Origin of the sequence: Pseudomonas sp. GGS8 (genome assembly GCF_024168645.1) — a bacterium.
Taxonomy (GTDB): domain Bacteria; phylum Pseudomonadota; class Gammaproteobacteria; order Pseudomonadales; family Pseudomonadaceae; genus Aquipseudomonas.
This window is the reverse complement of sequence record NZ_JALJWF010000001.1, coordinates 1406638-1430349: the sequence shown is the minus strand read 5'-3', so window position 1 is coordinate 1430349 and position 23712 is coordinate 1406638. Positions and strand designations below refer to the sequence as shown.

At 58.5% G+C, this 23712-nt stretch carries 18 protein-coding genes; 14 read left to right on the top strand and 4 right to left on the bottom strand.

From position 1 onward, the window contains the following. Positions 1 to 140 precede the first annotated feature (140 nt). A complete protein-coding gene (locus tag J3D54_RS06235; RefSeq protein ID WP_253417152.1) occupies positions 141 to 2582 on the bottom strand; it encodes a penicillin-binding protein 1A in 2442 nt (813 codons plus the stop codon). A 213-nt stretch (positions 2583 to 2795) separates the two neighbouring features. Here J3D54_RS06235 and J3D54_RS06230 point away from each other — a divergent pair, with 213 nt between their 5' ends. From J3D54_RS06230 to hemE, 11 genes are all read left to right on the top strand, one after another. Then, the gene (locus J3D54_RS06230; protein ID WP_253417151.1) at positions 2796 to 3860 is read left to right on the top strand and encodes a pilus assembly protein PilM; all 1065 of its coding nucleotides are present in this window, start codon (positions 2796 to 2798) and stop codon (positions 3858 to 3860) included. After that, positions 3860 to 4426, top strand: coding sequence for a PilN domain-containing protein (locus tag J3D54_RS06225; protein WP_253417150.1), 567 nt, complete (start codon positions 3860 to 3862; stop codon positions 4424 to 4426). The genes J3D54_RS06230 and J3D54_RS06225 overlap by 1 nt, the downstream gene beginning before the upstream one ends. Continuing rightward, positions 4423 to 5046, top strand: coding sequence for a type 4a pilus biogenesis protein PilO (gene pilO, locus J3D54_RS06220; RefSeq protein WP_253417149.1), 624 nt, complete (start codon positions 4423 to 4425; stop codon positions 5044 to 5046). The genes J3D54_RS06225 and pilO overlap by 4 nt, the downstream gene beginning before the upstream one ends. Then, a complete protein-coding gene (locus tag J3D54_RS06215; protein WP_253417148.1) occupies positions 5043 to 5570 on the top strand; it encodes a pilus assembly protein PilP in 528 nt (175 codons plus the stop codon). Before pilO ends, J3D54_RS06215 begins: the two co-directional genes overlap by 4 nt. Before the next feature lie 13 nt (positions 5571 to 5583). Beyond that, entirely contained in the window at positions 5584 to 7659 is a 2076-nt protein-coding gene (pilQ, locus tag J3D54_RS06210; RefSeq protein ID WP_253417147.1) for a type IV pilus secretin PilQ, read from the top strand. Positions 7660 to 7663: 4 nt separating this feature from the next. Continuing rightward, complete coding sequence (aroK, locus tag J3D54_RS06205) at positions 7664 to 8182, top strand: shikimate kinase AroK (protein ID WP_019581860.1); 519 nt, start codon at positions 7664 to 7666, stop codon at positions 8180 to 8182. A 150-nt stretch (positions 8183 to 8332) separates the two neighbouring features. Then, on the top strand, positions 8333 to 9433 hold the full coding sequence (gene aroB, locus J3D54_RS06200) for a 3-dehydroquinate synthase (RefSeq protein WP_253417146.1): 1101 nt from the start codon (positions 8333 to 8335) through the stop codon (positions 9431 to 9433). A gap of 10 nt (positions 9434 to 9443) precedes the next feature. Next, entirely contained in the window at positions 9444 to 11051 is a 1608-nt protein-coding gene (locus J3D54_RS06195) for an AAA family ATPase (RefSeq protein ID WP_253417145.1), read from the top strand. 349 nt (positions 11052 to 11400) lie between these two features. After that, positions 11401 to 15846, top strand: a complete 4446-nt coding sequence (gene gltB, locus J3D54_RS06190) for a glutamate synthase large subunit (RefSeq protein ID WP_253417144.1) — start codon at positions 11401 to 11403, stop codon at positions 15844 to 15846. A gap of 33 nt (positions 15847 to 15879) precedes the next feature. Continuing rightward, entirely contained in the window at positions 15880 to 17298 is a 1419-nt protein-coding gene (locus J3D54_RS06185) for an FAD-dependent oxidoreductase (protein WP_253417143.1), read from the top strand. A gap of 248 nt (positions 17299 to 17546) precedes the next feature. Then, a complete protein-coding gene (gene hemE, locus J3D54_RS06180) occupies positions 17547 to 18614 on the top strand; it encodes a uroporphyrinogen decarboxylase (protein ID WP_253417142.1) in 1068 nt (355 codons plus the stop codon). 183 nt (positions 18615 to 18797) lie between these two features. On the opposite strand, the gene J3D54_RS06175 is transcribed toward hemE, so the two are convergent. Next, a complete protein-coding gene (locus J3D54_RS06175; RefSeq protein WP_253417141.1) occupies positions 18798 to 20072 on the bottom strand; it encodes an MFS transporter in 1275 nt (424 codons plus the stop codon). A gap of 118 nt (positions 20073 to 20190) precedes the next feature. Here J3D54_RS06175 and J3D54_RS06170 point away from each other — a divergent pair, with 118 nt between their 5' ends. Then, entirely contained in the window at positions 20191 to 21093 is a 903-nt protein-coding gene (locus J3D54_RS06170) for a LysR family transcriptional regulator (protein WP_253417140.1), read from the top strand. 45 nt (positions 21094 to 21138) lie between these two features. Here J3D54_RS06170 and J3D54_RS06165 read toward each other — a convergent pair whose 3' ends face one another. Together J3D54_RS06165 and J3D54_RS06160 are read right to left on the bottom strand one after the other, a co-directional pair. Continuing rightward, positions 21139 to 21393 (bottom strand): hypothetical protein, encoded by a 255-nt coding sequence (locus J3D54_RS06165; RefSeq protein ID WP_253417139.1) that lies wholly within the window; start codon positions 21391 to 21393, stop codon positions 21139 to 21141. A gap of 37 nt (positions 21394 to 21430) precedes the next feature. Next, a complete protein-coding gene (locus J3D54_RS06160) occupies positions 21431 to 21811 on the bottom strand; it encodes a DUF6124 family protein (protein WP_253417138.1) in 381 nt (126 codons plus the stop codon). A 413-nt stretch (positions 21812 to 22224) separates the two neighbouring features. Here J3D54_RS06160 and J3D54_RS06155 point away from each other — a divergent pair, with 413 nt between their 5' ends. Further along, a complete protein-coding gene (locus J3D54_RS06155; RefSeq protein ID WP_253417137.1) occupies positions 22225 to 22821 on the top strand; it encodes a helix-turn-helix transcriptional regulator in 597 nt (198 codons plus the stop codon). Next, a complete protein-coding gene (locus J3D54_RS06150) occupies positions 22814 to 23686 on the top strand; it encodes a queuosine precursor transporter (protein WP_253417136.1) in 873 nt (290 codons plus the stop codon). Before J3D54_RS06155 ends, J3D54_RS06150 begins: the two co-directional genes overlap by 8 nt. Positions 23687 to 23712: the final 26 nt, after the last annotated feature.

The following is a 23712-nucleotide window of genomic DNA, read 5'->3' as shown; positions in this document are numbered from 1 at the left end:
ATTCACAGCTCCTGAGAACGCCACAGAACCTTGTGGGAGCGGGCTTGCCCGCGAAGGGGGCAGGTCATTCAACGCATAACCGACAGGCAATAAAAAGCCCCGCACTTCTGTCGAAGGCGGGGCTTTTTGGTGTGCGGCGATCAGAACAAATCGATCGGCGCCGCTTCGTCCGCAGGCAGCGGGCTACCCGGTGCGTTGCCGTTACCCAGCTCGTTCACCGACGGCGGCGTGTCTTCGGCCTTGAACAGTTCGAAGTAGGCGCCTGGCGTGCTTGGGGTGGCTGCACGGCCGCTGACCGGGTCGACCCGCAGACTGAGGATGCCTTCCGGTTCCGGTTGGGTATGAGGTGGCTTGCCTTTGAGAGCGGCGCCCATGTAGTTCATCCAGATCGGCAGGGCGACGGTGCCGCCGAACTCGCGTTTGCCCAGGCTTTCCGGTTGGTCGAAGCCGGTCCAGACGGTGGTCACGTAGTCGGCGTTGTAGCCGGAGAACCAGGCGTCCTTGGATTCGTTGGTCGTACCGGTCTTGCCCGCAATGTCACTGCGGCCCAAGGCCAGCGCACGACGACCAGTACCGAGTTTGATCACGTCCTCAAGCATGCTGTTGAGAATGTAGGTGGTGCGACCATCGATGATACGTTCGGCCACCGCTGGCGCTTGTGACACTGGCTGGGTGCCCGGCGCTTCGCCTGGGATGGCGTTGACCGTGAAGGTATTGGCGGCCGGCACGGCGATGCCGTCGCTGACTACGTTGCCTTTCGGAACGCTCGGCGGGTTGGCAACGAACAGTGTGTCGCCGTTGCGGCTTTCGATCTTGTCGATGATATACGGGGAAATCTTGTAGCCGCCGTTGGCGAAGGTGCTCCAGCCAGTGGCGATCTCCATCGGCGTCAGGGTCGCGGTGCCCAGTGCCAGGGACAGGTTGCGTGGCAGGTCCTGCTTGTTGAAGCCGAACTTGCTGATGTAGTCGATGGTGCGGTCGACGCCCAGCGCTTGCAGCAGGCGGATCGAGACCAGGTTGCGCGACTTGTAGAGCGCTTCACGCATACGGATCGGGCCGAGGAAGGTGTTGGTGTCGTTCTTCGGGCGCCAGACCTTGTCCAGGTATTCGTCGACGAACACGATTGGTGCGTCGTTCACCAGGCTGGCGGCGGTGTAGCCGTTATCCAGAGCGGCACTATAGACGAACGGCTTGAAGCTCGAACCCGGCTGACGCTTGGCCTGCATGGCGCGGTTGTAATTGCTCTGCTCGAAGGCAAAACCGCCGACCAGCGAACGAATGGCGCCGTTCTGCGGATCGAGGGACACCAGTGCGCCTTGGGCCTGCGGAATCTGGCTGAATTTGAGCGAATTGTCTGGCTGACGTTGTACGCGAATCAGATCACCGACCTGTGCGACATCCGACGGCTGCTTCGGATTGGCGCCCATGCTGTTGGTGTTCAGGAACGGACGGGCCCACTTCATGGTGTCCCAGGCGACGTGTTCTTCGCCGGTGCGGGTCAACACCTGCACGCCGTTCTTGTCGACCTGGGTCACGATCGCCGGTTCCAGGCTGCTGATGGTCCGCTGCTTGGTCAACTCCAGGGTCCAGGCCTCTCGGGTTTTACCTGGCAGGCGTGACTCGGGGCCGCGATAACCGTGCCGTTGATCGTAGGTCATCAAACCTTCGTGAACCGCGCTGTTGGCCATTTCCTGCAAATCGCTCGGCACCGTAGTGGTGACGCGGAAACCTTCGGTGTACGCATCGCTGCCATAGCGACCGACCATTTCGGCGCGGGCCATTTCGGCGACGTACGGTGCGTTCACTTCCGGGGTCGGCACATGGTAACTGGCGTTCAGCGGTTCGTTGATCGCCGCGGTGTAATCGGCTTCGGTGATCTTGCCGAGTTTGTACATGCGCCCCAGGATCCAGTCGCGACGTTCCTTGCTGCGGGCCGGGTTGGCCAGCGGGTTGAAGCGCGACGGGGCTTTTGGCAGACCGGCGATCATCGCCATCTGCGCCAGGCTGACGTCACGGATCGACTTGCCGTAATAGACCTGTGCCGCCGCCTCGATGCCGTAGGCGCGGTTACCCAGATAGATCTTGTTGACGTACAGCTCGAGGATCTCGTCCTTGGTCAACTGCCGTTCGATCTGCAGGGCCAGGAGGATTTCGGTGGTCTTGCGCGAGAAGCTGCGTTCGCTGGTCAGGAAGAAGTTCTTCGCCACCTGCATGGTGATGGTGCTGCCACCGGACTGAATGTGTCCGCTTTTTACCAGCTGGGTGGCGGCACGCATCAGGCTGCTGGGATCGACGCCGTAGTGGTTGGCGAAATTGTCGTCTTCAGCACTTAGTAACGCATTAATGAAATTGGGGGGAATGTCGGCGAAACGGATCGGCGTACGGCGCATTTCGCCAAATTCTGCGATCAACTTGTTGTCGCTGCTGTACACCCGCAAAGGAATCTGCAACTGAATACTTCTCAGCGCCTCCACAGATGGCAATCCAGGGCTAAGGTAAAGAAAAGCGCCGCTCAGACCCAGGAGCAGTCCGCAGAAAACGGCGACGATGGACCAACCGAAAAATTTCAGCAGACGAATCAAGGCTTTTGGATATCCAGGGCAAAGAATGAATTAGGCATCAGGGTTCAGGCTATAAAGAGAATGACCCGCGCTTGCAGTGAAAGCGGAAAAACGCCCGGCATTATAAGCATTTTTCCGCGGGAAGCGTCATTTGCGCTTCTGTCAAGACGGGGGTATTGAACGCAATGGATATTACAGAGTCCGTAACTCACGGATAGTCATAGGGAATTGGTAGTGCTAGGACTCTTCAATAAAAAAACCAATGCGCTTCTGGGGATCGACATCAGCTCAACGTCGGTGAAGCTGTTGGAGTTAAGCCGCCAGGGCGACCGTTATCGGGTCGAGGCCTATGCGGTCGAGCCGCTGCCCGCCAGTGCCGTGGTCGAAAAAAATATCGCCGAGCTAGAAGGCGTGGGGCAGGCGCTTGCGCGCGTGCTGCTCAAGGCCAAAACCAGCCAGAGGAACGTCGCCGTGGCGGTCGCCGGCTCGGCGGTGATCACCAAGACCATCGAGATGGACGCCGGTCTTTCCGACGACGAGATGGAAAACCAGCTGAAGATCGAGGCCGATCAGTACATCCCGTATCCGCTGGATGAAGTGGCGATCGACTTCGAAGTCCAGGGCGCGTCGGTGCGCAACCCCGAGCGGGTCAATGTGCTGTTGGCCGCGTGTCGCAAGGAAAACGTCGAGGTTCGTGAAGCGGCCCTTGCCCTGGCCGGGCTGACCGCGCGAGTGGTCGATGTCGAAGCCTATGCCCTGGAGCGATCGTTCGGCCTGCTGGCAACCCAGCTGGCCGCCTCTCAGGAGCATCTGACCGTGGCGGTGGTCGATATCGGCGCCACCATGACCACCCTGAGCGTGTTGCATAACGGGCGGATCATCTACACCCGCGAACAATTGTTCGGCGGCCGACAACTGACGGAAGAAATCCAGCGCCGTTATGGCTTGACGGTCGAGCAGGCAGGGTTGGCGAAGAAGCAGGGCGGTTTGCCGGACGATTACGCCAGTGAGGTCTTGCAGCCGTTTCGTGATGCGTTGGTGCAACAGGTTTCGCGCTCATTGCAGTTTTTCTTTGCCTCCGGCCAATACAGTTCGGTCGATCACATTCTCCTGGCCGGCGGCACTGCCTCGGTCCCGGGGCTGGACCGGTTGATCGAGCAGCGTCTGGGGACGCCGACGCAGGTCGCCAATCCATTCTCCGACATGACTCTGAGCAGCAGGGTCAACGCCAGTGCCCTGGCGAGCGATGCGCCGGCACTGATGATCGCCTGCGGGCTGGCCCTCAGGAGTTTCGACTGATGGCACGGATCAATCTTTTACCCTGGCGTGAAGAGCTGCGCGAAGCGCGTCGCAAACGCTTTTTACTGGCGTTGGTCGGTGTGCTGGTGGGATCGGTCGGGGCGCTGCTGATCACAGACCAGATCATTAACGGCGGCATTGATCGGCAAGTTGCCCGTAACGATTACATTGCCAAGCAGATTGCCGTGGTTGACGAGCGGATCAAACAGATCAGCGACCTGAAGGCCCGTCGCCAGCAACTCGTCGAGCGCATGCGCATCATCCAGGACCTGCAAGGTAACCGACCGATCAGCGGGAGGATTTTCGATCAGTTGGCGCGGACCTTGCCGGACGGTGTGTATTTCACCGAAGTGAAAATGGTTGGCAAAACCTTGTCCATCACCGGCGCGGCGGAGTCCAACAATCGTGTTTCGGATTTGATGCGCAATCTTGATGCGTCCGACTGGTTCGATGCGCCCAATCTCACGGAAGTCAAAGCGACCACTGCCGGTCAGCTGGATCAGGCCAATATTTTTCAGTTGACCGTCCGTCAGACTCAGCCGGCAATTGTGGGGGTGGCTAAATGAGGCCGTCCGAATGGCTCAAAGGGTTGCGCCAGATCGACTTCAACGATCTGGACACCAACAACATGGGTTCCTGGCCAGCGGCGATCAAGGTCCTGGCGAGCGTTCTGCTGATGGTTCTGGTGCTGGCCCTGGGTTACAGCTTTTTGATCAGCGACCTGCAAAGCCACCTCGAACTCAAGCGTGAGGAAGAGTCGACGCTCAAGGAGCAGTTCGCGACCAAAGCCCACATGGCGGCCAATCTGGAGCTGTATACCCAGCAGATGAAGGAGATGGAGAACTCCTTCGGCATGTTATTACGGCAATTGCCCAGTGACACCGAAGTGCCCGGCCTGCTGGAGGACATTACCCGCACCGGGCTGGGCAGCGGCCTGGAGTTCGAAGAGATCAAGCTGCTGCCGGAGGTCACCCAGCAGTTCTACATCGAACTCCCTATCCAGATCACCGTCACCGGCGCTTATCACGACCTGGCCACTTTCGTCAGCGGCGTGGCGGGATTGCCGCGGATCGTCACTCTGCATGATTTCGACCTGGTGCCGGCCAATCCCGACGGCGGTCCTAAGTTGCGCATGAGCATCCTTGCCAAGACCTACCGCTACAACGACAAGGGGTTGCAGAAATGAGCCCGATTCGTTGCCTGTCGATGCTTATGTGTCTGGTCGTCCTGGCCGGTTGTGGCGGCGATAATGGTTTCAGCGACATCGACGCCTACCTGAATGAAGTGCGCCTGCGGGCCCCCGGCAAGATTGAGCCAACGCCGACATTCCAGTCTTATCCGACATTCACCTACAGCGCTGCCAACTTGCGTAGCCCGTTTTCTCGCCAGGTCAGAGTCGATCTGGCTGGCCAGAAGCATGGCTCGCGCAACGTCAAGCCCGACCCCAACCGGGTCAAGCAGTACCTCGAAGGCTTCAACATCGAGCAATTTGAAATGGTCGGCACAATCTCCAATGCCTCCGGCTCCTTTGCGCTGTTGCGCGGGGCGGGCGGTGTGCATCGGCTGAAAGTCGGCGATTACCTGGGGCGCAACGACGGGCGGATCGTTGCCATCAGCGGTTCGCAAGTCGATGTGGTCGAAATCGTTCCCGATGGCGAAGGCGCCTGGCTGGAGCGGCCGCGGACCATCCCTTTGAAAGAGCACTCATAGTGGAACTCGAACAATGAACAGGATTTTCTCAACCTTCGGTATTTCGCTATGGATAGCGTTTCTGTCGCCGATGGTACAGGCGGCCAACCTCAAAGCGCTGGATGTCGCCGCGTTGCCCGGTGACCGTGTCGAGCTGAAGTTGTCGTTCGACGGACCGCCACCGCAGCCTCATGGCTATACGACTGAGCAGCCTGCGCGGATTGCGCTTGATTTACCGGGGGTGACCAATCAGCTGGCGAACAAGAGTCGTGATCTGGGCGGCGGCAATGCCCGCAGCGCCACGGTGGTCGAGGCCAAGGACCGCACACGGCTGATCATCAACCTGACGCAATTGACGCCGTATAACGCGCGCGTCGAAGGCAATAATCTGTTCGTGGTCGTCGGGCAGGCGGCCGGCAACAAGGCGTCAAAACCGATTGCCAGCGCGCCGCGCGCAGCCGCTGCGGTGCCGACGCCCGCCAGAGTCAGTGCTCCTGTGGGCAAGGCCATCCGTGGCGTGGATTTCCAGCGCGGCACCCAGGGTGAGGGCAATGTGGTTATCGATCTGTCGGATCCGTCCATTGCCCCGGACATCCTGGAGCGTGATGGCAAGATCATCGTCGGCTTCACCAAGACTCAATTGCCTGAACGGTTGCGCGTGCGCCTCGACGTCAAGGATTTCGCTACCCCGGTGCAGTTCGTCAACGCCAGCGCTGCAGGCGACCGGGCCATTATCAGCATCGAGCCCAGCGGCGCCTTCGATTATTCGACCTATCAGACCGATAACAAACTGACCATCAGCATCCGGCCGATGACTGTCAATGATTTGCAAAAACGTAACGCCGAACGTTTTGCCTACAGCGGCGAAAAACTCTCGCTGAATTTCCAGGACATCGATGTGCGCTCGGTGCTGCAACTGATCGCCGATTTCACCAACCTCAATTTGGTGGCCAGTGACACGGTGCAGGGCGGCATCACGTTGCGTCTGCAGAATGTGCCGTGGGATCAGGCGCTGGATCTGGTGTTGAAAACCAAAGGCCTGGATAAGCGCAAGATCGGCAATGTGCTGCTGGTGGCACCGGCCGATGAAATCGCCGCCCGGGAACGTCAGGAGCTGGAGTCGCAGAAGCAAATCGCCGAACTGGCGCCTCTGCGTCGCGAACTGTTGCAGGTCAACTACGCCAAGGCTGCCGATATCGCCAAGCTGTTCCAGTCGGTGACCAGTGCCGAGGCGAAAGTCGACGAGCGCGGTTCAATCACTGTCGATGAGCGGACCAACAACATCATTGCCTACCAGACCCAGGACCGCCTCGACGAACTGCGTCGCATCGTGGCGCAACTGGATATTCCGGTGCGTCAGGTGATGATCGAGGCGCGCATTGTCGAAGCCAACGTCGATTACGACAAAAGCCTCGGCGTGCGCTGGGGCGGTTCGGTGCAGAAGGGTAATTGGAACGGCTCCGGGGTCAACGGCTCTTCGACCACCGTCGGCACGCCGGGCAGCACCAGCACCAACTCGCCGTTCGTCGACCTTGGCACTTCCTCCAACACCTCAGGGATCGGCATCGCCTTCATTACCGACAATGTGCTGCTAGACCTTGAGCTGACGGCCATGGAGAAAACCGGCAACGGGGAAATCGTCTCGCAGCCCAAGGTGGTCACGTCCGACAAGGAAACCGCGAAAATCCTCAAGGGCACCGAAATCCCCTATCAGGAAGCCAGCTCCAGCGGTGCCACTTCCGTGTCCTTCAAGGAGGCCTCGCTGTCCCTGGAAGTGACGCCGCAGATCACCCCGGACAACCGCATCATCATGGAGGTCAAGGTCACCAAGGACGAACCGGACTACCTGAACAAAGTGCAGGATGTACCGCCGATCAAGAAAAACGAAGTCAACGCCAAGGTATTGGTTAACGACGGCGAGACCATCGTGATTGGTGGGGTTTTCTCAAATACTCAGAGCAAGGTTGTAGATAAGGTGCCATTTCTCGGTGATGTGCCGTATCTTGGCCGCCTTTTCCGGCGTGACGTGGTTTCGGAGAAAAAATCCGAGCTGCTGGTATTTCTCACTCCGCGTATCATGAACAATCAGGCGATTGCTGTGAGTCATTGATTCTGTGCGAAATTTGATTCTTGTTGGACCGATGGGGGCTGGAAAAAGCACCATCGGCCGGTTGCTGGCCAAAGAGCTGCGCCTGCCGTTCAAAGATTCCGATAAGGAAATTGAATTGCGCACGGGCGCCAATATCCCGTGGATTTTCGATAAGGAAGGCGAGCCGGGCTTTCGTGATCGCGAGCAGGCGATGATTGCCGAGCTGTGCGCGTCCGACGGCGTGGTGCTGGCGACCGGTGGCGGAGCGGTGATGCGTGAAGCCAATCGCCGGGCGCTGCACGCCGGTGGACGGGTGGTCTATCTGCATGCGTCTGTCGAGCAGCAAGTGGGCCGAACGGCTCGCGATCGCAATCGGCCGCTGTTGCGCACCGCCGATCCGGCCAAGACCCTGCGGGATTTGCTGGCGATCCGTGATCCGCTGTATCGGGAAATCGCCGATCTGGTGGTGGAAACCGATGAGCGGCCACCGCGTATGGTGGTGCTCGATATTCTCGAGCGCTTGCAGCAGCTGCCGCCCCGTTAATGCGCGGGGCGAAATGCGCTATCCTCGGCGTCCTGTCGCAGCCGCTCAAGTTTGTGGCGGATGGCTACCGGACGGCGTCACACCAGCAGACGCCATGGAATTCGTAAACTCAAGGCAGGACGCCTGATTCCATCTTCACTGTGGGGACACATGCAGACACTCAAGGTCGATCTAGGCGAGCGCAGCTACCCGATTCATATTGGCGAAGGTTTGTTGGACAAGCCTGAGCTGCTGGCCCCGCATATTCGCGGGCGGCAGGTGGCGATCATTTCCAACGAGACTGTCGCGCCGCTCTACCTCGAGCGTCTGACCCGTAGTCTGGCGCAGTTCTCGGTCATTTCCGTGGTGCTGCCCGACGGCGAGGCCTTCAAGACCTGGGAAACGCTGCAACTGATTTTCGACGGTCTGCTGACCGCGCGGCACGATCGCCGCACCACGGTGATCGCCCTCGGTGGCGGTGTGATCGGTGACATGGCCGGTTTTGCCGCCGCCTGTTACCAGCGTGGCGTCGACTTCATCCAGGTGCCGACCACGTTGCTGTCGCAAGTCGATTCCTCGGTGGGTGGCAAGACCGGGATCAATCACCCGTTGGGCAAGAACATGGTCGGCGCCTTCTATCAGCCCAACGTGGTGCTGATCGATACCGCCACCCTCAACACCCTGCCGGCCCGCGAACTGTCTGCCGGGCTGGCGGAAGTCATCAAGTACGGTTTGATCTGCGACGAGCCGTTCCTGACCTGGCTCGAAGAAAACGTCGATCGCCTGCGCGCCCTGGACCAGGCCGCCCTGACCTACGCCATCGAACGTTCCTGCGCGGCCAAGGCTGCGGTGGTCGGTGCCGACGAGAAAGAGACCGGCGTGCGCGCCACGCTCAACCTCGGCCACACCTTCGGCCACGCGATCGAAACCCATATGGGCTATGGTGTCTGGCTACATGGTGAAGCAGTCGCTGCTGGCACCGTAATGGCTCTGGAGATGTCCGCGCGCCTGGGCTGGATCAGCGAAGAGGAACGTGATCGCGGTATTCGCCTGTTCCAGCGCGCCGGTCTGCCGGTCATCCCGCCGCAAGAGATGACCGAAGCCGATTTTCTCGAACACATGGCAATTGACAAGAAAGTGATCGACGGTCGTTTGCGCCTGGTGCTGCTGCGCCACATGGGCGAAGCAGTGGTGACCGACGATTATCCGAAAGAGGTTTTACAGGCCACGCTGGGAGCGGATTACCGCGCCCTGGCTCAGCTTAAAGGTTAATAAGATCCCGATGACTAGTTTGCATGCCGACGAGGCTTTCCTCGGCCATTACCAGTTAAGTCATGACCCTTTCGCTCCACGGGTGCCTGGCTTCAAATTCTTCCCGGCCCAGCGCAAGCCGGTGCTGGGACAGCTGCACCACCTGGCTCGTTACAGTCAGCTGTTGCTGGTGGTCACCGGCCCGCAAGGCAGTGGCAAAACCCTGTTGCGTCAGGCCCTGGTGGCCAGCACCAACAAACAGTCAGTGCAGAGCGTGGTGGTTTCCGCCCGTGGTGCCGGCGATGCGGCTGGGGTGCTTAATCAAGTGGCCCAGGCGCTGAATATTGCCCAGGCCGAGATCGGTGCGATCCTGGCTCAAGTGGTGCAGCTTGCGCTTACGGGGCAGGAAGTCTATTTGCTGGTGGATGACGCCGAGCAACTCGACGAGTCCGCTCTGGAAGCCTTGCTGGCCCTGGCTGCCGGCGCGCCGGAGGGTCGTCCGCACGTATTCCTGTTCGGCGAGTCCTCGCTGATCGCTCAACTTGATGCGCTGAGCCTTGAGGAAGAGCGCTTTCACGTCATCGAGTTACAGCCCTACACCGAAGAAGAAACCCGCGAATATCTGGATCAGCGTCTCGAAGGCGCTGGCCGGGGAATCGAACTTTTCACTGCGGATCAGATCTCTGATATTCACGAAAGCTCCGACGGTTGGCCTGGCGCAATCAACCAGGTCGCCCGCGATGCAATGATCGAAGCCATGATTGCCAGCCGCTCAGCGGTCAAGCGTCCAAGTATGGGGTTCAACATGCCGAAGAAACACGTATTGGCGATTTCCGCCGTCGTCGTGGTCGCGGTAGCTGCCGCCTGGTTGATGCCGGGTCGCAACAAAGCACCGACCACCGGCGCACCTGCCAACGAACAGGCGCAACTGCCGCTGGGCCAGGGCACGCCAAAACCTAACAGTGCAGGCGCTCCCTCCGTGGAGTTCGCCGGTAACTCACAACCGATGCCATTACCGCTGGTCGGTAACTCGCAGCCGGTGATGCGTGGTCCATTGGCCGAAGCGGCTGGTGGCATTACCGAAGGCGATGATGGCGTGCCGGTCGAAGGCTCCAGCGCCACACCGCCGACCGTGACCACCACTGCGCCGCCGGTTGGCGTTCCAGCGGGGCCAGCGCCAGCACCAGCCGCCAAACCGACACCTGCCCCGACTCAGGTCGCGATTGCCAAGCCTGTAGCGCCTGTGGCCAAGCCAGCCCCTGCGCCTGTGGCCAAACCGGCTCCAGCGCCCGCCAAGCCAGCCGTCGTGGCCAAACCTGTCGAGAAGCCAGCTGCCGTGGCCAAAGCCGCCGGTGGCAACTGGTACGCGGGCCAGGCACCGGGTAGCTACGTGGTGCAAATCCTTGGCACCAGCTCCGAATCGGCCGCGCAAAGTTTCGTCAAAGAGCAGGGCGGGGAGTACCGCTACTTCAAGAAAGTGCTCAACGGCAAACCGCTTTACGTCATCACTTACGGTAGTTTCGCCAACCGCGATGCAGCCGTTACTGCCATCAAGGCCTTGCCAGCGAAGGTTCAGGCTGGTAAACCTTGGCCTCGCACTGTCGCCAGCGTCCAACAGGAACTGGCAACAACTCGCTGAAGATTCGGCGGCCTTACCCAGGCCGCCTCTCCAAGCACCTCAAAATTTCTACAAGCGCATGCCGCCTCCACAGGCCGCGTGCCTTGTGGTGTCTGCGTCACAGTAGTCTTTGAGTCGCGGCGGTCAAAATTAAAAAAGTTTTGACTAGCACAGCATATCGCTTTAAACCTTTCACAAATGCGACATAGATTTGCGACATTTCGTCGTCAAATTTGTGAGCCTCTGTGTCGGTGTGTACAATGACCTCCCTTTTGCCCCGCAAAGCTGGCGTACGTTCGGCGTGGATGGTAACTGGTTGAATTGAAAAGAAATTTGCCTCGGTAAGAGGCAGCCTGGTGAGAAAGTGTCTATGAAAGCAGGTCTGTACCAACCAGATGAATTCAAGGATAACTGCGGTTTTGGCCTGATAGCCCATATGCAGGGCGAGCCCAGTCATACCCTTTTGCAAACGGCCATTGAGGCCCTGACCTGCATGACCCACCGCGGTGGGATCAACGCCGACGGCAAGACCGGTGACGGTTGCGGTCTGCTGATTCAAAAGCCGGATGTGTTCCTGCGTGCCATCGCCCAGGAAACCTTCGGCGTCGAACTGCCCAAGCAATATGCCGTGGGCATGGTCTTCTTCAACCAGGATCCGGTGAAAGCCGAAGCCGCTCGCGAGAACATGAACCGCGAGATCCTGGCCGAAGGCCTCACGCTGATCGGCTGGCGCAAAGTGCCGATCGACACCAGCGTACTCGGCCGCCTGGCCCTTGAGCGCCTGCCGCTGATCGAGCAAGTGTTCATCGGTGGTGAAGGCCTGAGCGATCAGGACATGGCGATCAAGCTGTTCAGCGCTCGTCGTCGCTCGTCCGTGGCCAACGCCGCCGACGTCGATCACTACATCTGCAGCTTTTCCCACAAGACCATTATTTATAAAGGCCTGATGATGCCGGCGGACTTGACCGCCTTCTATCCAGACCTGAGCGATCAGCGCCTGCAAACCTCGATCTGCGTGTTCCACCAGCGCTTTTCGACCAACACGCTGCCGAAATGGCCGCTGGCGCAGCCGTTCCGTTTTCTCGCCCACAACGGCGAGATCAACACCATCACCGGCAACCGCAACTGGGCTGTGGCTCGTCGCACCAAGTTCACCAACGATCTGATGGATCTGGAAGAGCTCGGCCCGCTGGTCAACCGTGTCGGTTCCGACTCCTCCAGCATGGACAACATGCTCGAGCTGATGGTCACCGGTGGCATCGACCTGTTCCGTGGCGTGCGGATGATCATTCCGCCTGCGTGGCAGAACGTCGAAACCATGGACCCGGATCTGCGTGCGTTCTACGAATACAACTCGATGCACATGGAACCGTGGGACGGCCCGGCCGGCGTGGTCATGACCGATGGTCGTTACGCGGTGTGCCTGCTCGACCGTAACGGTCTGCGTCCGGCGCGTTGGGTCACCACCAAGAACGGTTTCATCACCCTGGCCTCGGAAATCGGTGTCTGGAACTACCAGCCTGAAGACGTGATCGCCAAGGGGCGTGTTGGCCCGGGGCAGATCTTTGCCGTGGATACTGAAACCGGTCAGATCCTCGACACCGACGCTATCGACAACCGCTTGAAGTCCCGTCATCCGTACAAGCAATGGCTGCGCAAGAATGCCCTGCGCATCCAGGCGACCATGGAAGACAACGACCACGGTTCGGCGTTCTACGACGTCGATCAGCTCAAGCAATACATGAAGATGTACCAGGTCACGTTCGAAGAGCGCGACCAGGTGCTGCGTCCGCTCGGCGAGCAAGGCTACGAAGCTGTCGGCTCGATGGGCGACGATACGCCAATGGCCGTGCTGTCCCAGCGCGTGCGTACGCCGTACGACTATTTCCGTCAGCAGTTCGCGCAGGTCACCAACCCGCCGATCGACCCGCTGCGCGAAGCCATCGTCATGTCGCTGGAAGTCTGCCTCGGCGCCGAGCGCAACATCTTCCAGGAGTCGCCGGAACACGCCTCGCGCGTGATCCTCAGCTCGCCGGTCGTTTCGCCGGCCAAGTGGCGCTCGCTGATGAACCTCGATCGTCCAGGCTTTGAACGCCAGATCATCGACCTCAACTACGACGAGAGCGTCGGCCTCGAAGCCGCAGTGCGCAATGTCGCCGATCAAGCTGAAGAAGCCGTGCGCGCCGGTCGCACCCAGATCGTGCTGAGTGACCGTCATATCGCCCCGGGCAAGCTACCGATTCACGCTTCGCTCGCCACCGGCGCGGTACACCATCGCCTGACCGAAAAAGGCCTGCGTTGCGACTCCAACATCCTGGTGGAAACCGCTACCGCTCGCGACCCGCATCACTTCGCGGTGCTGATCGGCTTCGGTGCTTCGGCGGTTTATCCGTTCCTGGCTTACGAAGTGCTGGGCGACCTGATCCGCACCGGTGAAGTGCTGGGCGACCTCTATGAGGTGTTCAAGAACTACCGCAAAGGGATCACCAAGGGCCTGCTCAAGATCCTGTCGAAGATGGGCATTTCGACCATCACGTCGTATCGCGGTGCGCAGTTGTTCGAAGCGATCGGCCTCTCCGAAGAAGTCTGCGAACTGAGCTTCCGTGGCGTGCCAAGCCGCATCAAGGGTGCGCGTTTCGTCGACATCGAAGCTGAGCAGAAAGCCTTGGCGGCCGAAGCCTGGAGCCCGCGCAAGCCGATCCAGCAGGGCGGTCTGTTGAAGTTCGTCCACGGTGGCGAATATCACGCCTACAACCCGGACGTGGTCAACACCTTGCAAGCCGCAGTGCAGCAGGGCGACTACGCCAAATTCAAGGAATACACGTCACTGGTGGATAACCGCCCGGTGTCGATGATCCGCGACCTGCTCAAGGTCAAAACCCTGGACACGCCGCTGGACATCAGCGAGATCGAACCGCTGGAATCGGTGCTCAAGCGCTTCGACTCCGCGGGTATTTCGCTGGGCGCCCTGTCGCCGGAAGCTCACGAAGCCCTGGCTGAAGCCATGAACCGCCTCGGTGCGCGTTCCAACTCCGGCGAAGGCGGCGAAGACCCGGCGCGCTACGGCACCATCAAGAGCTCGAAAATCAAGCAAGTGGCGACCGGCCGTTTCGGTGTGACCCCGGAATACCTGGTCAACGCTGAAGTGCTGCAGATCAAAGTCGCCCAGGGCGCCAAGCCCGGCGAAGGTGGTCAACTGCCAGGCGGCAAGGTCAACGGTCTGATCGCCAAGCTGCGTTATGCAGTACCTGGCGTGACCTTGATTTCGCCACCGCCGCACCACGACATCTATTCGATCGAAGACTTGTCGCAGCTGATTTTCGACCTGAAACAGGTCAACCCGAAGGCACTGGTTTCGGTGAAACTCGTGGCTGAAGCAGGCGTCGGCACCATCGCCGCCGGTGTGGCCAAGGCCTACGCGGACTTGATCACCATCTCCGGTTACGACGGCGGCACTGGTGCATCGCCACTGACGTCGATCAAATACGCGGGTGCGCCGTGGGAGCTCGGCCTGGCCGAAACCCACCAGACCCTGCGTGGCAACGACCTGCGCGGCAAAGTCCGGGTACAAACCGACGGCGGCCTGAAAACCGGCCTCGACGTGATCAAGGCCGCGATCCTCGGCGCTGAAAGCTTCGGCTTCGGCACCGCGCCAATGATCGCCCTGGGCTGCAAATACTTGCGCATCTGCCACCTGAACAACTGCGCCACAGGCGTCGCGACTCAGAACGAGAAGCTGCGTAAGGATCACTACATCGGGACCGTCGACATGGTGGTGAATTTCTTCACCTACGTCGCCGAGGAAACCCGTGAGTGGCTGGCCAAGCTGGGTGTGCGCTCCCTCGAAGAGCTGATCGGCCGTACCGATCTGCTGGAAGTCCTCGAAGGCCAGACCGCCAAGCAGCACCACCTGGACCTGACCCCGTTGCTCGGCAGCGATCACATCCCGGCAGACAAGCCTCAATTCTGTCAGGTCGACCGCAACCCGCCGTTCGACAAAGGCCTGCTGGCCGAGAAAATGGTCGACATGGCCACCTCGGCCATCAACGACCTGAGCGGTGCCGATTTCGCCCTGGATATCTGTAACTGCGATCGTTCCATCGGCGCGCGGATCTCCGGCGAAATCGCGCGCAAGCACGGCAATCAGGGCATGGCCAATGCGCCGATCACCTTCCGCTTCAAAGGCACGGCGGGTCAGAGCTTCGGTGTGTGGAACGCCGGTGGTCTGAACATGTACCTGGAGGGCGACGCCAACGACTACGTCGGCAAGGGCATGACCGGCGGCAAATTGGTCATCGTTCCGCCGAAAGGCAGCCTCTACAAGACGCAGGACAGTGCCATCATCGGTAACACCTGCCTGTACGGCGCCACTGGCGGCAAGCTGTTCGCCGCCGGCACCGCGGGCGAGCGTTTCGCGGTGCGCAACTCCGGTGCTCACACTGTGGTGGAAGGCACGGGCGATCACTGCTGCGAATACATGACCGGTGGTTTCGTCTGCGTCCTAGGCAAGACCGGTTACAACTTCGGCTCAGGCATGACCGGCGGTTTCGCCTACGTGCTTGACCAGGACAACACCTTCGTTGACCGGGTCAACCACGAACTGGTGGAAATCCAGCGGATCAGCGGTGAGGCGATGGAAGCCTATCGCAGCCACCTGCAACGCGTGCTGAACGAATATGTCGAGGAAACCGACAGCGAGTGGGGTCGTAACCTCGCTGAAAACCTCGATGACTATCTGCGTCGTTTCTGGCTGGTCAAGCCCAAGGCTGCCAACCTGAAATCGTTGCTTTCCAGCACCCGTGCCAACCCGCAGTGATATGCGCCTGAAGAGTTTGATGAGGTTTTAACAATGGCTGAACGTCTGAATAACGACTTCCAGTTCATCGATGTCGGGCGCAAGGATCCGAAGAAGAAACTGTTGCGTCAACGCAAGAAAGAGTTCGTGGAAATCTACGAACCGTTCAAACCCCAGCAGTCGGCCGATCAGGCCCACCGCTGCCTGGGTTGCGGCAACCCGTATTGCGAATGGAAGTGCCCGGTGCACAACTTCATTCCCAACTGGCTCAAATTGGTGGCCGAGGGCAACATCCTCCAGGCCGCCGAGCTGTCGCACCAGACCAACACCTTGCCGGAAGTCTGCGGCCGGGTATGTCCTCAGGATCGTCTGTGCGAGGGTGCCTGCACCCTCAACGACGGTTTCGGTGCGGTGACCATCGGTTCGGTCGAGAAGTACATCACCGACACCGCGTTCGCCATGGGCTGGCGCCCGGACATGTCCAAGGTCAAGCCGACCGGCAAGCGTGTCGCAGTGATCGGCGCCGGTCCTGCGGGCCTGGGCTGTGCCGACGTGCTGGTACGCGGTGGCGTGACCCCGGTGGTGTTCGACAAGAACCCGGAAATTGGCGGCCTGCTGACCTTCGGCATCCCCGAGTTCAAGCTGGAAAAGACCGTGCTGAGCAATCGCCGCGAAGTCTTCACCGGCATGGGCATCGAGTTTCGCCTGAACACCGAAGTGGGCAAGGACGTGACCATCGAGCAACTGCTCGAAGAATACGATGCCGTGTTCATGGGCATGGGCACCTACACCTACATGAAGGGCGGCTTTGCCGGTGAAGACCTGCCGGGCGTCTATGACGCGCTGGACTTCCTGATCGCCAACGTCAACCGCAACCTGGGCTTTGAAAAGTCGCCGGAAGATTTCGTCGACATGAAAGGCAAGAAAGTGGTGGTACTGGGCGGCGGCGACACGGCGATGGACTGCAACCGTACCTCGATTCGTCAGGGCGCCAAGTCGGTGACCTGTGCCTATCGTCGTGACGAAGCGAACATGCCCGGCTCGCGTAAAGAGGTGAAGAATGCCAAGGAAGAAGGCGTGAAATTCCTCTACAACCGCCAGCCGATCGCGATCGTCGGTGAAGAGCGTGTCGAAGGCGTAAAGGTAGTCGAGACCCGTCTCGGCGAACCGGACGCCCGTGGTCGTCGCAGCCCCGAGCCGATTCCGGGTTCCGAAGAGATCATCCCGGCCGATGCCGTGGTCATCGCGTTCGGTTTCCGCCCAAGCCCGGCGTCGTGGTTCGAGCAGTTCAGCATCCAGACCGACAGCCAGGGCCGCGTGGTGGCCCCGGAACAAGGTCAGTACAAGCACCAGACCAGCAACCCGAAAATTTTCGCCGGTGGCGACATGGTGCGCGGTTCCGACCTGGTGGTGACGGCGATCTTCGAAGGCCGCAATGCCGCTGAAGGGATCCTGGATTACCTGGGCGTCTGATCACGTTCCACCTGATTGAAATGCAATACCTGTGGGAGCTGGCTTACCAGCGATAGCATCACCTCGGTCAGCCTGACAAACCGAGTTGTCTGCATCGCAGGCAAGCCAGCTCCCACAGTGCTTTGCGGTGTGACGAAACTGCATTTTCGCCGCGACAAATTGACCCGATAGACAAAAGGAACGGCTCTTACCGTGCCTTTTGCGTCGCGCTCTGAGAAAATGCCCGCACTTTTTTTCCGGATGCCGACATGACTGCCCTGAAGAACGACCGTTTCCTCCGCGCCCTGCTCAAGCAACCCGTAGACGTCACCCCCGTGTGGATGATGCGTCAGGCCGGCCGCTACCTGCCGGAATACCGCGCCAGCCGTGCCCACGCCGGTGACTTCATGAGCCTGTGCATGAATCCGGAGTTCGCTTGCGAAGTCACGATGCAACCGCTCGACCGCTATCCACAACTGGACGCGGCGATCCTGTTCTCCGACATCCTCACCATTCCCGACGCGATGGGCCAAGGCCTGTACTTCGAGACCGGTGAAGGTCCGCGCTTCAAAAAAGTCGTCAGCACCCTGGCTGACATCGAAGCCCTGCCGATTCCTGATCCACAGAAAGACCTCGGCTACGTCATGGACGCAGTCAGCACCATCCGCCGCGAACTGAACGGCCGCGTGCCGCTGATCGGATTCTCCGGCAGCCCATGGACCCTGGCCACCTACATGGTCGAAGGCGGTTCGTCGAAAGACTTCCGCAAGACCAAGGCCATGCTCTACGACAACCCGCAAGCCATGCACCTGCTGCTGGATAAGCTGGCGCAGTCGGTGACTTCGTACCTCAACGGCCAGATCATGGCCGGCGCGCAAGCGGTGCAGATCTTCGACACCTGGGGCGGTAATCTCTCGGCGGCGGCGTACCAGGAATTCTCCCTGGCCTACATGCGCAAAATCGTCAGCGGCCTGATCCGCGAACATGAAGGCCGCAAAGTGCCAGTCATCCTGTTCACCAAGAACGGCGGCCTGTGGCTGGAAAGCATCGCCGACGCCGGCGCTGATGCACTGGGCCTGGACTGGACCTGCGACATTGGCGAAGCCCGCCAACGCGTCGGCAACAAAGTCGCCCTGCAAGGCAACATGGACCCGACCGTGCTTTACGCCAAGCCAGAAGCCATCCGCGCCGAAGTCGGTCGGATCCTCGCCAGTTACGGCAAGGGCAGCGGCCACGTGTTCAACCTCGGCCATGGCATTACGCCGGAAGTTGATCCGGAGCACGCAGGCGCCTTCTTGCGCGCGGTGCATGAGCTGTCGGCGCAGTATCACGAGTGATCGTCGCCCAATAACAAAAACGCCCGGCATCTGCCGGGCGTTTTTGTGTGTGGTTCAGAAAATGATAAGTGGATGCAGTTCATTGTGGGAGCGGGCTTGCCCGCGATGGCGTCATTTCATACAACACATATGCTGGACCGACCATTGCTATCGCGGGCAAGCCCGCTTCCACAGGGTTGTGCGTCAGGCTTTCAAATTCTCCAACGGCGGCAACTTCGCCAGCTTCAACGCCACCAACAGTGCAATCACCAGCAATCCGCTGATGAACAGCCCGATCCCGCTCCAGCCACCCAAGTACCAGGCCACACCGCCCGCCGTACCCGCGATACTCGAGCCGGCGTAATAGCTGAACAGGTACAGAGATGATGCCTGGCCCTTGGCTTTGACCGCCCGGCGGCCGATCCAGCTACTGGCCACCGAATGCGCGCCGAAGAAGCCAAAGGTGAAGATCAGCATGCCGATGATCACCACCGGCAGCGGGGTAAACATCGTCAACGCAAGGCCTGCGAGCATCACCACAATGGTTGCCCAGAGCACTTTGCGCCGGCCGAGCTGGTCGGCCAGGGCGCCGATCTTCGCCGAGCTGTAGATGCCCGACAGGTACACCACCGAGAGCAGCCCGACAAAGGCCTGGTCCATGTGATACGGCTCGGCCAGCAAGCGATAGCCGATGTAGTTGAACAGGGTAACGAACGCGCCCATCAGCACGAACGCTTCGACAAACAACAGCGGCAGGCCGGCGTCGCGAAAGTGCATGGCGAAGCCGTCGAGCAGGCTGCGCGGGTGCAATGAACGAGCGCGGAAGTTGCGCGACTCGGGAAGGATTTTCCAGAACACCGCTGCGGCAACCAGCGCCAGGACGCCGATGACCAGCATTGCCGTATGCCAGCTGACAAAGTCGATCAGCACCCCGACAATCAATCGTCCACACATACCGCCGATGGCGTTGCCACCGATGTACAAGCCCATGGCCAGGCCGATGTGCTGCGGGTGGATCTCTTCGCTCAAGTAAGTCATCGCCACCGCCGCCAGACCGCTCAACGACAGCCCCACCAGTGCCCGCATCACCAGCACGCCTTGCCAGCTCGGCATCATCGCGCTGGCGATGGTGCACAGTGCGGCAGCGAACAGTGCGGCGACCATCACCGGTTTGCGTCCGATACGATCGGAGATGGGGCCGGTGATCAGCAAGCCGATGGCAAGCATGCCGGTGGCGACCGACAGGATCAGGCTGCTCTGGGCCGCATTGATGGAAAACTCTCGCGACAGCAGCGGCATCATCGGCTGCACGCAGTAGAGCAGGGCAAAGGTCGCGAAGCCGCCGCAGAACAGCGCCAGCACCGTGCGCATGAACATCGGTGTGCCTTTTTCGATGTAAATGTCGTTTCGTTCAGCGACAACATCATTCAGCGCGGCGGGCGGAGTTTCATGGACGAGTGGGGCGACAGCAGTTTTCACTTCGGACCTCGGAGGGTGCAGCCGATCAGGCAGTGAAAAAATCATATAGCTGGCTAATGTTTCTATCCAATATATTGTTCGACCTGTTTGATAGGTTTAACGACCTAATGGAGTTTTCATGGAATTGCGTCACCTGCGCTACTTCATCGCCGTCGCCGAAGAGCTGCATTTTGGCCGCGCCGCCCAAGTGCTGGGCATCTCGCAGCCGCCGCTGAGCCAGCAGATTCAGGCGCTGGAGCAGGAAGTGGGGGCGCGTCTGTTCGAACGGACCAATCGTCGGGTCGAACTCAGCGAGGCCGGTCGGTTGTTTCTGGAAGAGGCGCGGCTGGTGCTGGCACAGGTCGACAAAGCGGCGGATGTGGCACGGCGGGCACAACTCGGTGAACTGGGTGAACTGAAGATCGGCTTCACCTCGTCGGCACCGTTCAACTCGACCATTCCCCAGGCAATTTTCTCGTTTCGCCAGCGCTTCCCGGCGGTGCACCTGAATCTGCGGGAAATGAGCAGCACGCAAGTGGCCGATGCGTTGGTGGATGAGTCGATCGAAGTCGGCATCATGCGACCGTTGGGCTTGCCGGACTCCCTCAGCGTGGTGGAACTGATGCGCGAGCCATTGGTGGCGGTGCTCAGTTCCAAGCATCCGCTGGTGGATGGCAGCGAAGAAGGCCTGTTCCTGTCAGCCCTGGCCCTCGAACCGTTTGTCTTTTTCCCACGCAGCTATGGCAGCGGTCTGTACGCACAGCTGCTCAGCCTGGCGCGGGACGCGTGCTTCAGCCCGCACTTTGCTCAGGAGGCTGGCGAGGCAATGACCATCATCGGGCTGGTGGCGGCGGGTTTGGGGGTGTCGGTGTTGCCGGCGTCGTATCAGCGGATGCGTATCGATGGTGTGGTGTATCGGCCGTTGCTCGATCCGGAAGCAGTGTCGGCGGTGTGGCTGGTGCAGCGCAAGGATCAAAAGTCGCCGATGGCGAAGGCGTTTGTGGAGTTGTTGACGCGTAAGATTGAGCCTTTGAAGCGGTAACGACGGGTGACCTCACTGAGGTCACCCGTTTTTCTTTACCAGGCACTACACCGAGACCTGCACCTGCAATCGTCGACCAATGACATCCATCAAATCGCAGCCATCGCGCAACGACGTCACCAACACCCGCGCCAGCTCACTGTAAATGCCCTCGCTAGACGCGAAATTTTCCAGCAGTTGGGTCGCGGTGCGAATGCGGTAGGCCGCGGTTTCGTGCAACACGTCCAGCGGTGCTTCGGTGTCGATCACCAACGATGCGATGGTGCAGTCGATGCCGGTGATAGGCATGTATCGATCCATGACAAAAAACCTCCATTTGGTAACAGAACGGTACTACTCAGCATTGGCTGTTTGAGGGAGCTGCCGACCCATCGGACAGGTCCAGTTTGTCTAGCACCCGATTGACCAATAACTCCCCCAGCACGGCCAGTTGCTGGATTGCCAACGCCACATTGCGGCGCGAGCCTTCGAGTTCGCCGGCCAGATCGGTGCTCATGACATTCAGCGATGCGAGGGTTTCGCAGGCATGACAGAGCAGGGATTCCGTGTCGGCATCGGGGACGATGGTGAAGACGTGGCTGACAGGATCGGGACGGTCTGGATTGCGCAGGCGGGCGCTGACGCGGCGTTCGGTGATTTCGGAGAGCTTGGGTAAGTCGACGGTGTTGTCGGATGATGAATTTTGCGAATCCGAGGGGGTAGGGGGGATCTTTTTCATATTGGAATTCCCTTCAAGATTTAAGAAGCCACTAACCCCATGCAGTAAGCCAAGATTGATTGGCGGCGTGCAAAGGAGAGTGGAGCGGTAGATTTATTACCAGAAAATTCTATTTAATTAATCAAATAAATGAACATTTGCACAATTAAATGATTCATTTCTTGTCAAGTAAATTCTGTAGGGATTTGCTGTAAGAAATGAATGTGGGAAGTTTCGCAAGGTTGAGTGATCAATAACAACGGGATGGCATTTCAAGAGTCGGGAGTGAAATATTATTTAACGATTGTTTGCCAAGTTCGCGACATTAATTTTTGTACAGCTCCTGGAGGTGTAGGATGCTGGTATCTCACAGCGGCGCCTCTGTAGCTTCAGCAAGGGTGCAGTTGGCTCAGGCAATAAGTGGTTGATATTTAATGTATAAGAAAGAAAAAACAGAAAACTTGAAGAATAATATTAAATACTTGATAAAAAGTCGTGGGGAGACGCAGCTGTCCTTGTGCAATGCAAGTGGGCTAACCCGAACTACGATATACAATATCCTGGAAGGGAGGGTGGTGAATGTTCAACAATCTACAATTCGCAAGATTTCTGATTTTTTTGGAGTGTCTTATAAAGAGATAGAAACTGTTGATTTTGAAGAAAAGGAAATCATAGAAAATAGCGTATCTTTGCAAGGCAATATGAACCCAGCAGCTGTCCCTATTATTAAAGAGAGCTTGCTTGAGCAGAGTCTTGGCAAGAGGATTGGCGAATTGGTCGCAACCCATCCGCTGACTTACTACTTCGGTACGGCCTGCAATTTAATCGGTGTGCTTCTGGAAAATGAAATTAGCGGTGTAAATGATCCGGGGGATTTGTTAATAGTTAAAAAGGGCTTGCCGAGTAGCAATAAAGAAAAATTGGTGTACGACAAGACGACGAAACGGTTGTCCATAACCAGTGAACCTTGCTGTTGCTCTGACGTTGTTCTTGTAATTGGGGAGTTAATGGGGGAGAGGTTCAATGGATAGTGTTTCGGAAAACAAAAAGTATAAGCTGTTAGGGTTTGAGAATAGTAAGGGACTTGCCGTTGTCATGATTGTCTCAACGGGAAAGGTCATCAAAGTTAGGCTCGATGATTTATTGAAAAGTGAAATACTGGATGATTTAAGCAGGTCAGAGATGAAGTCGGTGTACAGGAAGTTTTATTCTGGCGGAGCTGCATTGACAGCGTATGAGGTAAATGATCGGCATGAAAGGTCGTGGATGGTTTATGTCGCTCTCAATCTACTGCTGTTTGCACTATATATCTTCACTAATATTGCCGCGACAAAGCTTGTGTATATTGGATTGCTTGGTGTTGTCGTGACGCCTGGAGTTTTTCTGTACCCGCTGACATTTTTAATAGTCGATATGTTAAATGAGTTTTATGGTCTTAGATTGGCAAGAAAAGCCATATTGTTTGCATTCGCAAGTAATGCGCTCATTACTGTTTTGCTGAGTGCGACCAGCTATCTTCCTGGCTTGTCAGGTTGGAAGCTTGATGCGCCTTACGGCGAGGTCATGACGCACGTGTCCTCGGTGTTGATAGCATCCTCAGTGTCTTTTATTTTTTCTGAATATGTAAATTCATTTTTGCTGAGCAAAATAAAGGAGCTTACGAATGCAAGGTTGTTATTTTTGCGAGTGTTTTTAAGTACGTTTTTTGCGGTGATAATAGATAGTTTTATTTTTTGTTTTGTTGCGTTTTACGGCACCATGACGAATGCGGAGTTACTTAATATCGTTTATGTCCAGATCGCCATAAAAATGTGTTTCGCTGTTTTTAACGTTTTGCCTGCGTATGGAGCAAGATCCTTGTTTAAGAGGTATGTGGCTGGAACACAGGCTGCGTAAAAGGCAGGGGATGAGGCTCCCCCCTG

Bases quoted from the DNA above. Each gene is read 5' to 3' on its own strand.
- J3D54_RS06150 (WP_253417136.1), top strand. From the start codon at position 22,814: ATGGATAGTGTTTCGGAAAACAAAAAGTATAAGCTGTTAGGGTTTGAG.
- J3D54_RS06185 (WP_253417143.1), top strand. From the start codon at position 15,880: ATGGCTGAACGTCTGAATAACGACTTCCAGTTCATCGATGTCGGGCGC.
- J3D54_RS06225 (WP_253417150.1), top strand. From the start codon at position 3,860: ATGGCACGGATCAATCTTTTACCCTGGCGTGAAGAGCTGCGCGAAGCG.
- J3D54_RS06160 (WP_253417138.1), bottom strand. From the start codon at position 21,811: ATGAAAAAGATCCCCCCTACCCCCTCGGATTCGCAAAATTCATCATCC.
- pilO (WP_253417149.1), top strand. From the start codon at position 4,423: ATGAGGCCGTCCGAATGGCTCAAAGGGTTGCGCCAGATCGACTTCAAC.
- J3D54_RS06170 (WP_253417140.1), top strand. From the start codon at position 20,191: ATGGAATTGCGTCACCTGCGCTACTTCATCGCCGTCGCCGAAGAGCTG.
- J3D54_RS06215 (WP_253417148.1), top strand. From the start codon at position 5,043: ATGAGCCCGATTCGTTGCCTGTCGATGCTTATGTGTCTGGTCGTCCTG.
- gltB (WP_253417144.1), top strand. From the start codon at position 11,401: ATGAAAGCAGGTCTGTACCAACCAGATGAATTCAAGGATAACTGCGGT.
- pilQ (WP_253417147.1), top strand. From the start codon at position 5,584: ATGAACAGGATTTTCTCAACCTTCGGTATTTCGCTATGGATAGCGTTT.
- J3D54_RS06195 (WP_253417145.1), top strand. From the start codon at position 9,444: ATGACTAGTTTGCATGCCGACGAGGCTTTCCTCGGCCATTACCAGTTA.
- J3D54_RS06155 (WP_253417137.1), top strand. From the start codon at position 22,225: ATGTATAAGAAAGAAAAAACAGAAAACTTGAAGAATAATATTAAATAC.
- aroB (WP_253417146.1), top strand. From the start codon at position 8,333: ATGCAGACACTCAAGGTCGATCTAGGCGAGCGCAGCTACCCGATTCAT.
- J3D54_RS06165 (WP_253417139.1), bottom strand. From the start codon at position 21,393: ATGGATCGATACATGCCTATCACCGGCATCGACTGCACCATCGCATCG.
- hemE (WP_253417142.1), top strand. From the start codon at position 17,547: ATGACTGCCCTGAAGAACGACCGTTTCCTCCGCGCCCTGCTCAAGCAA.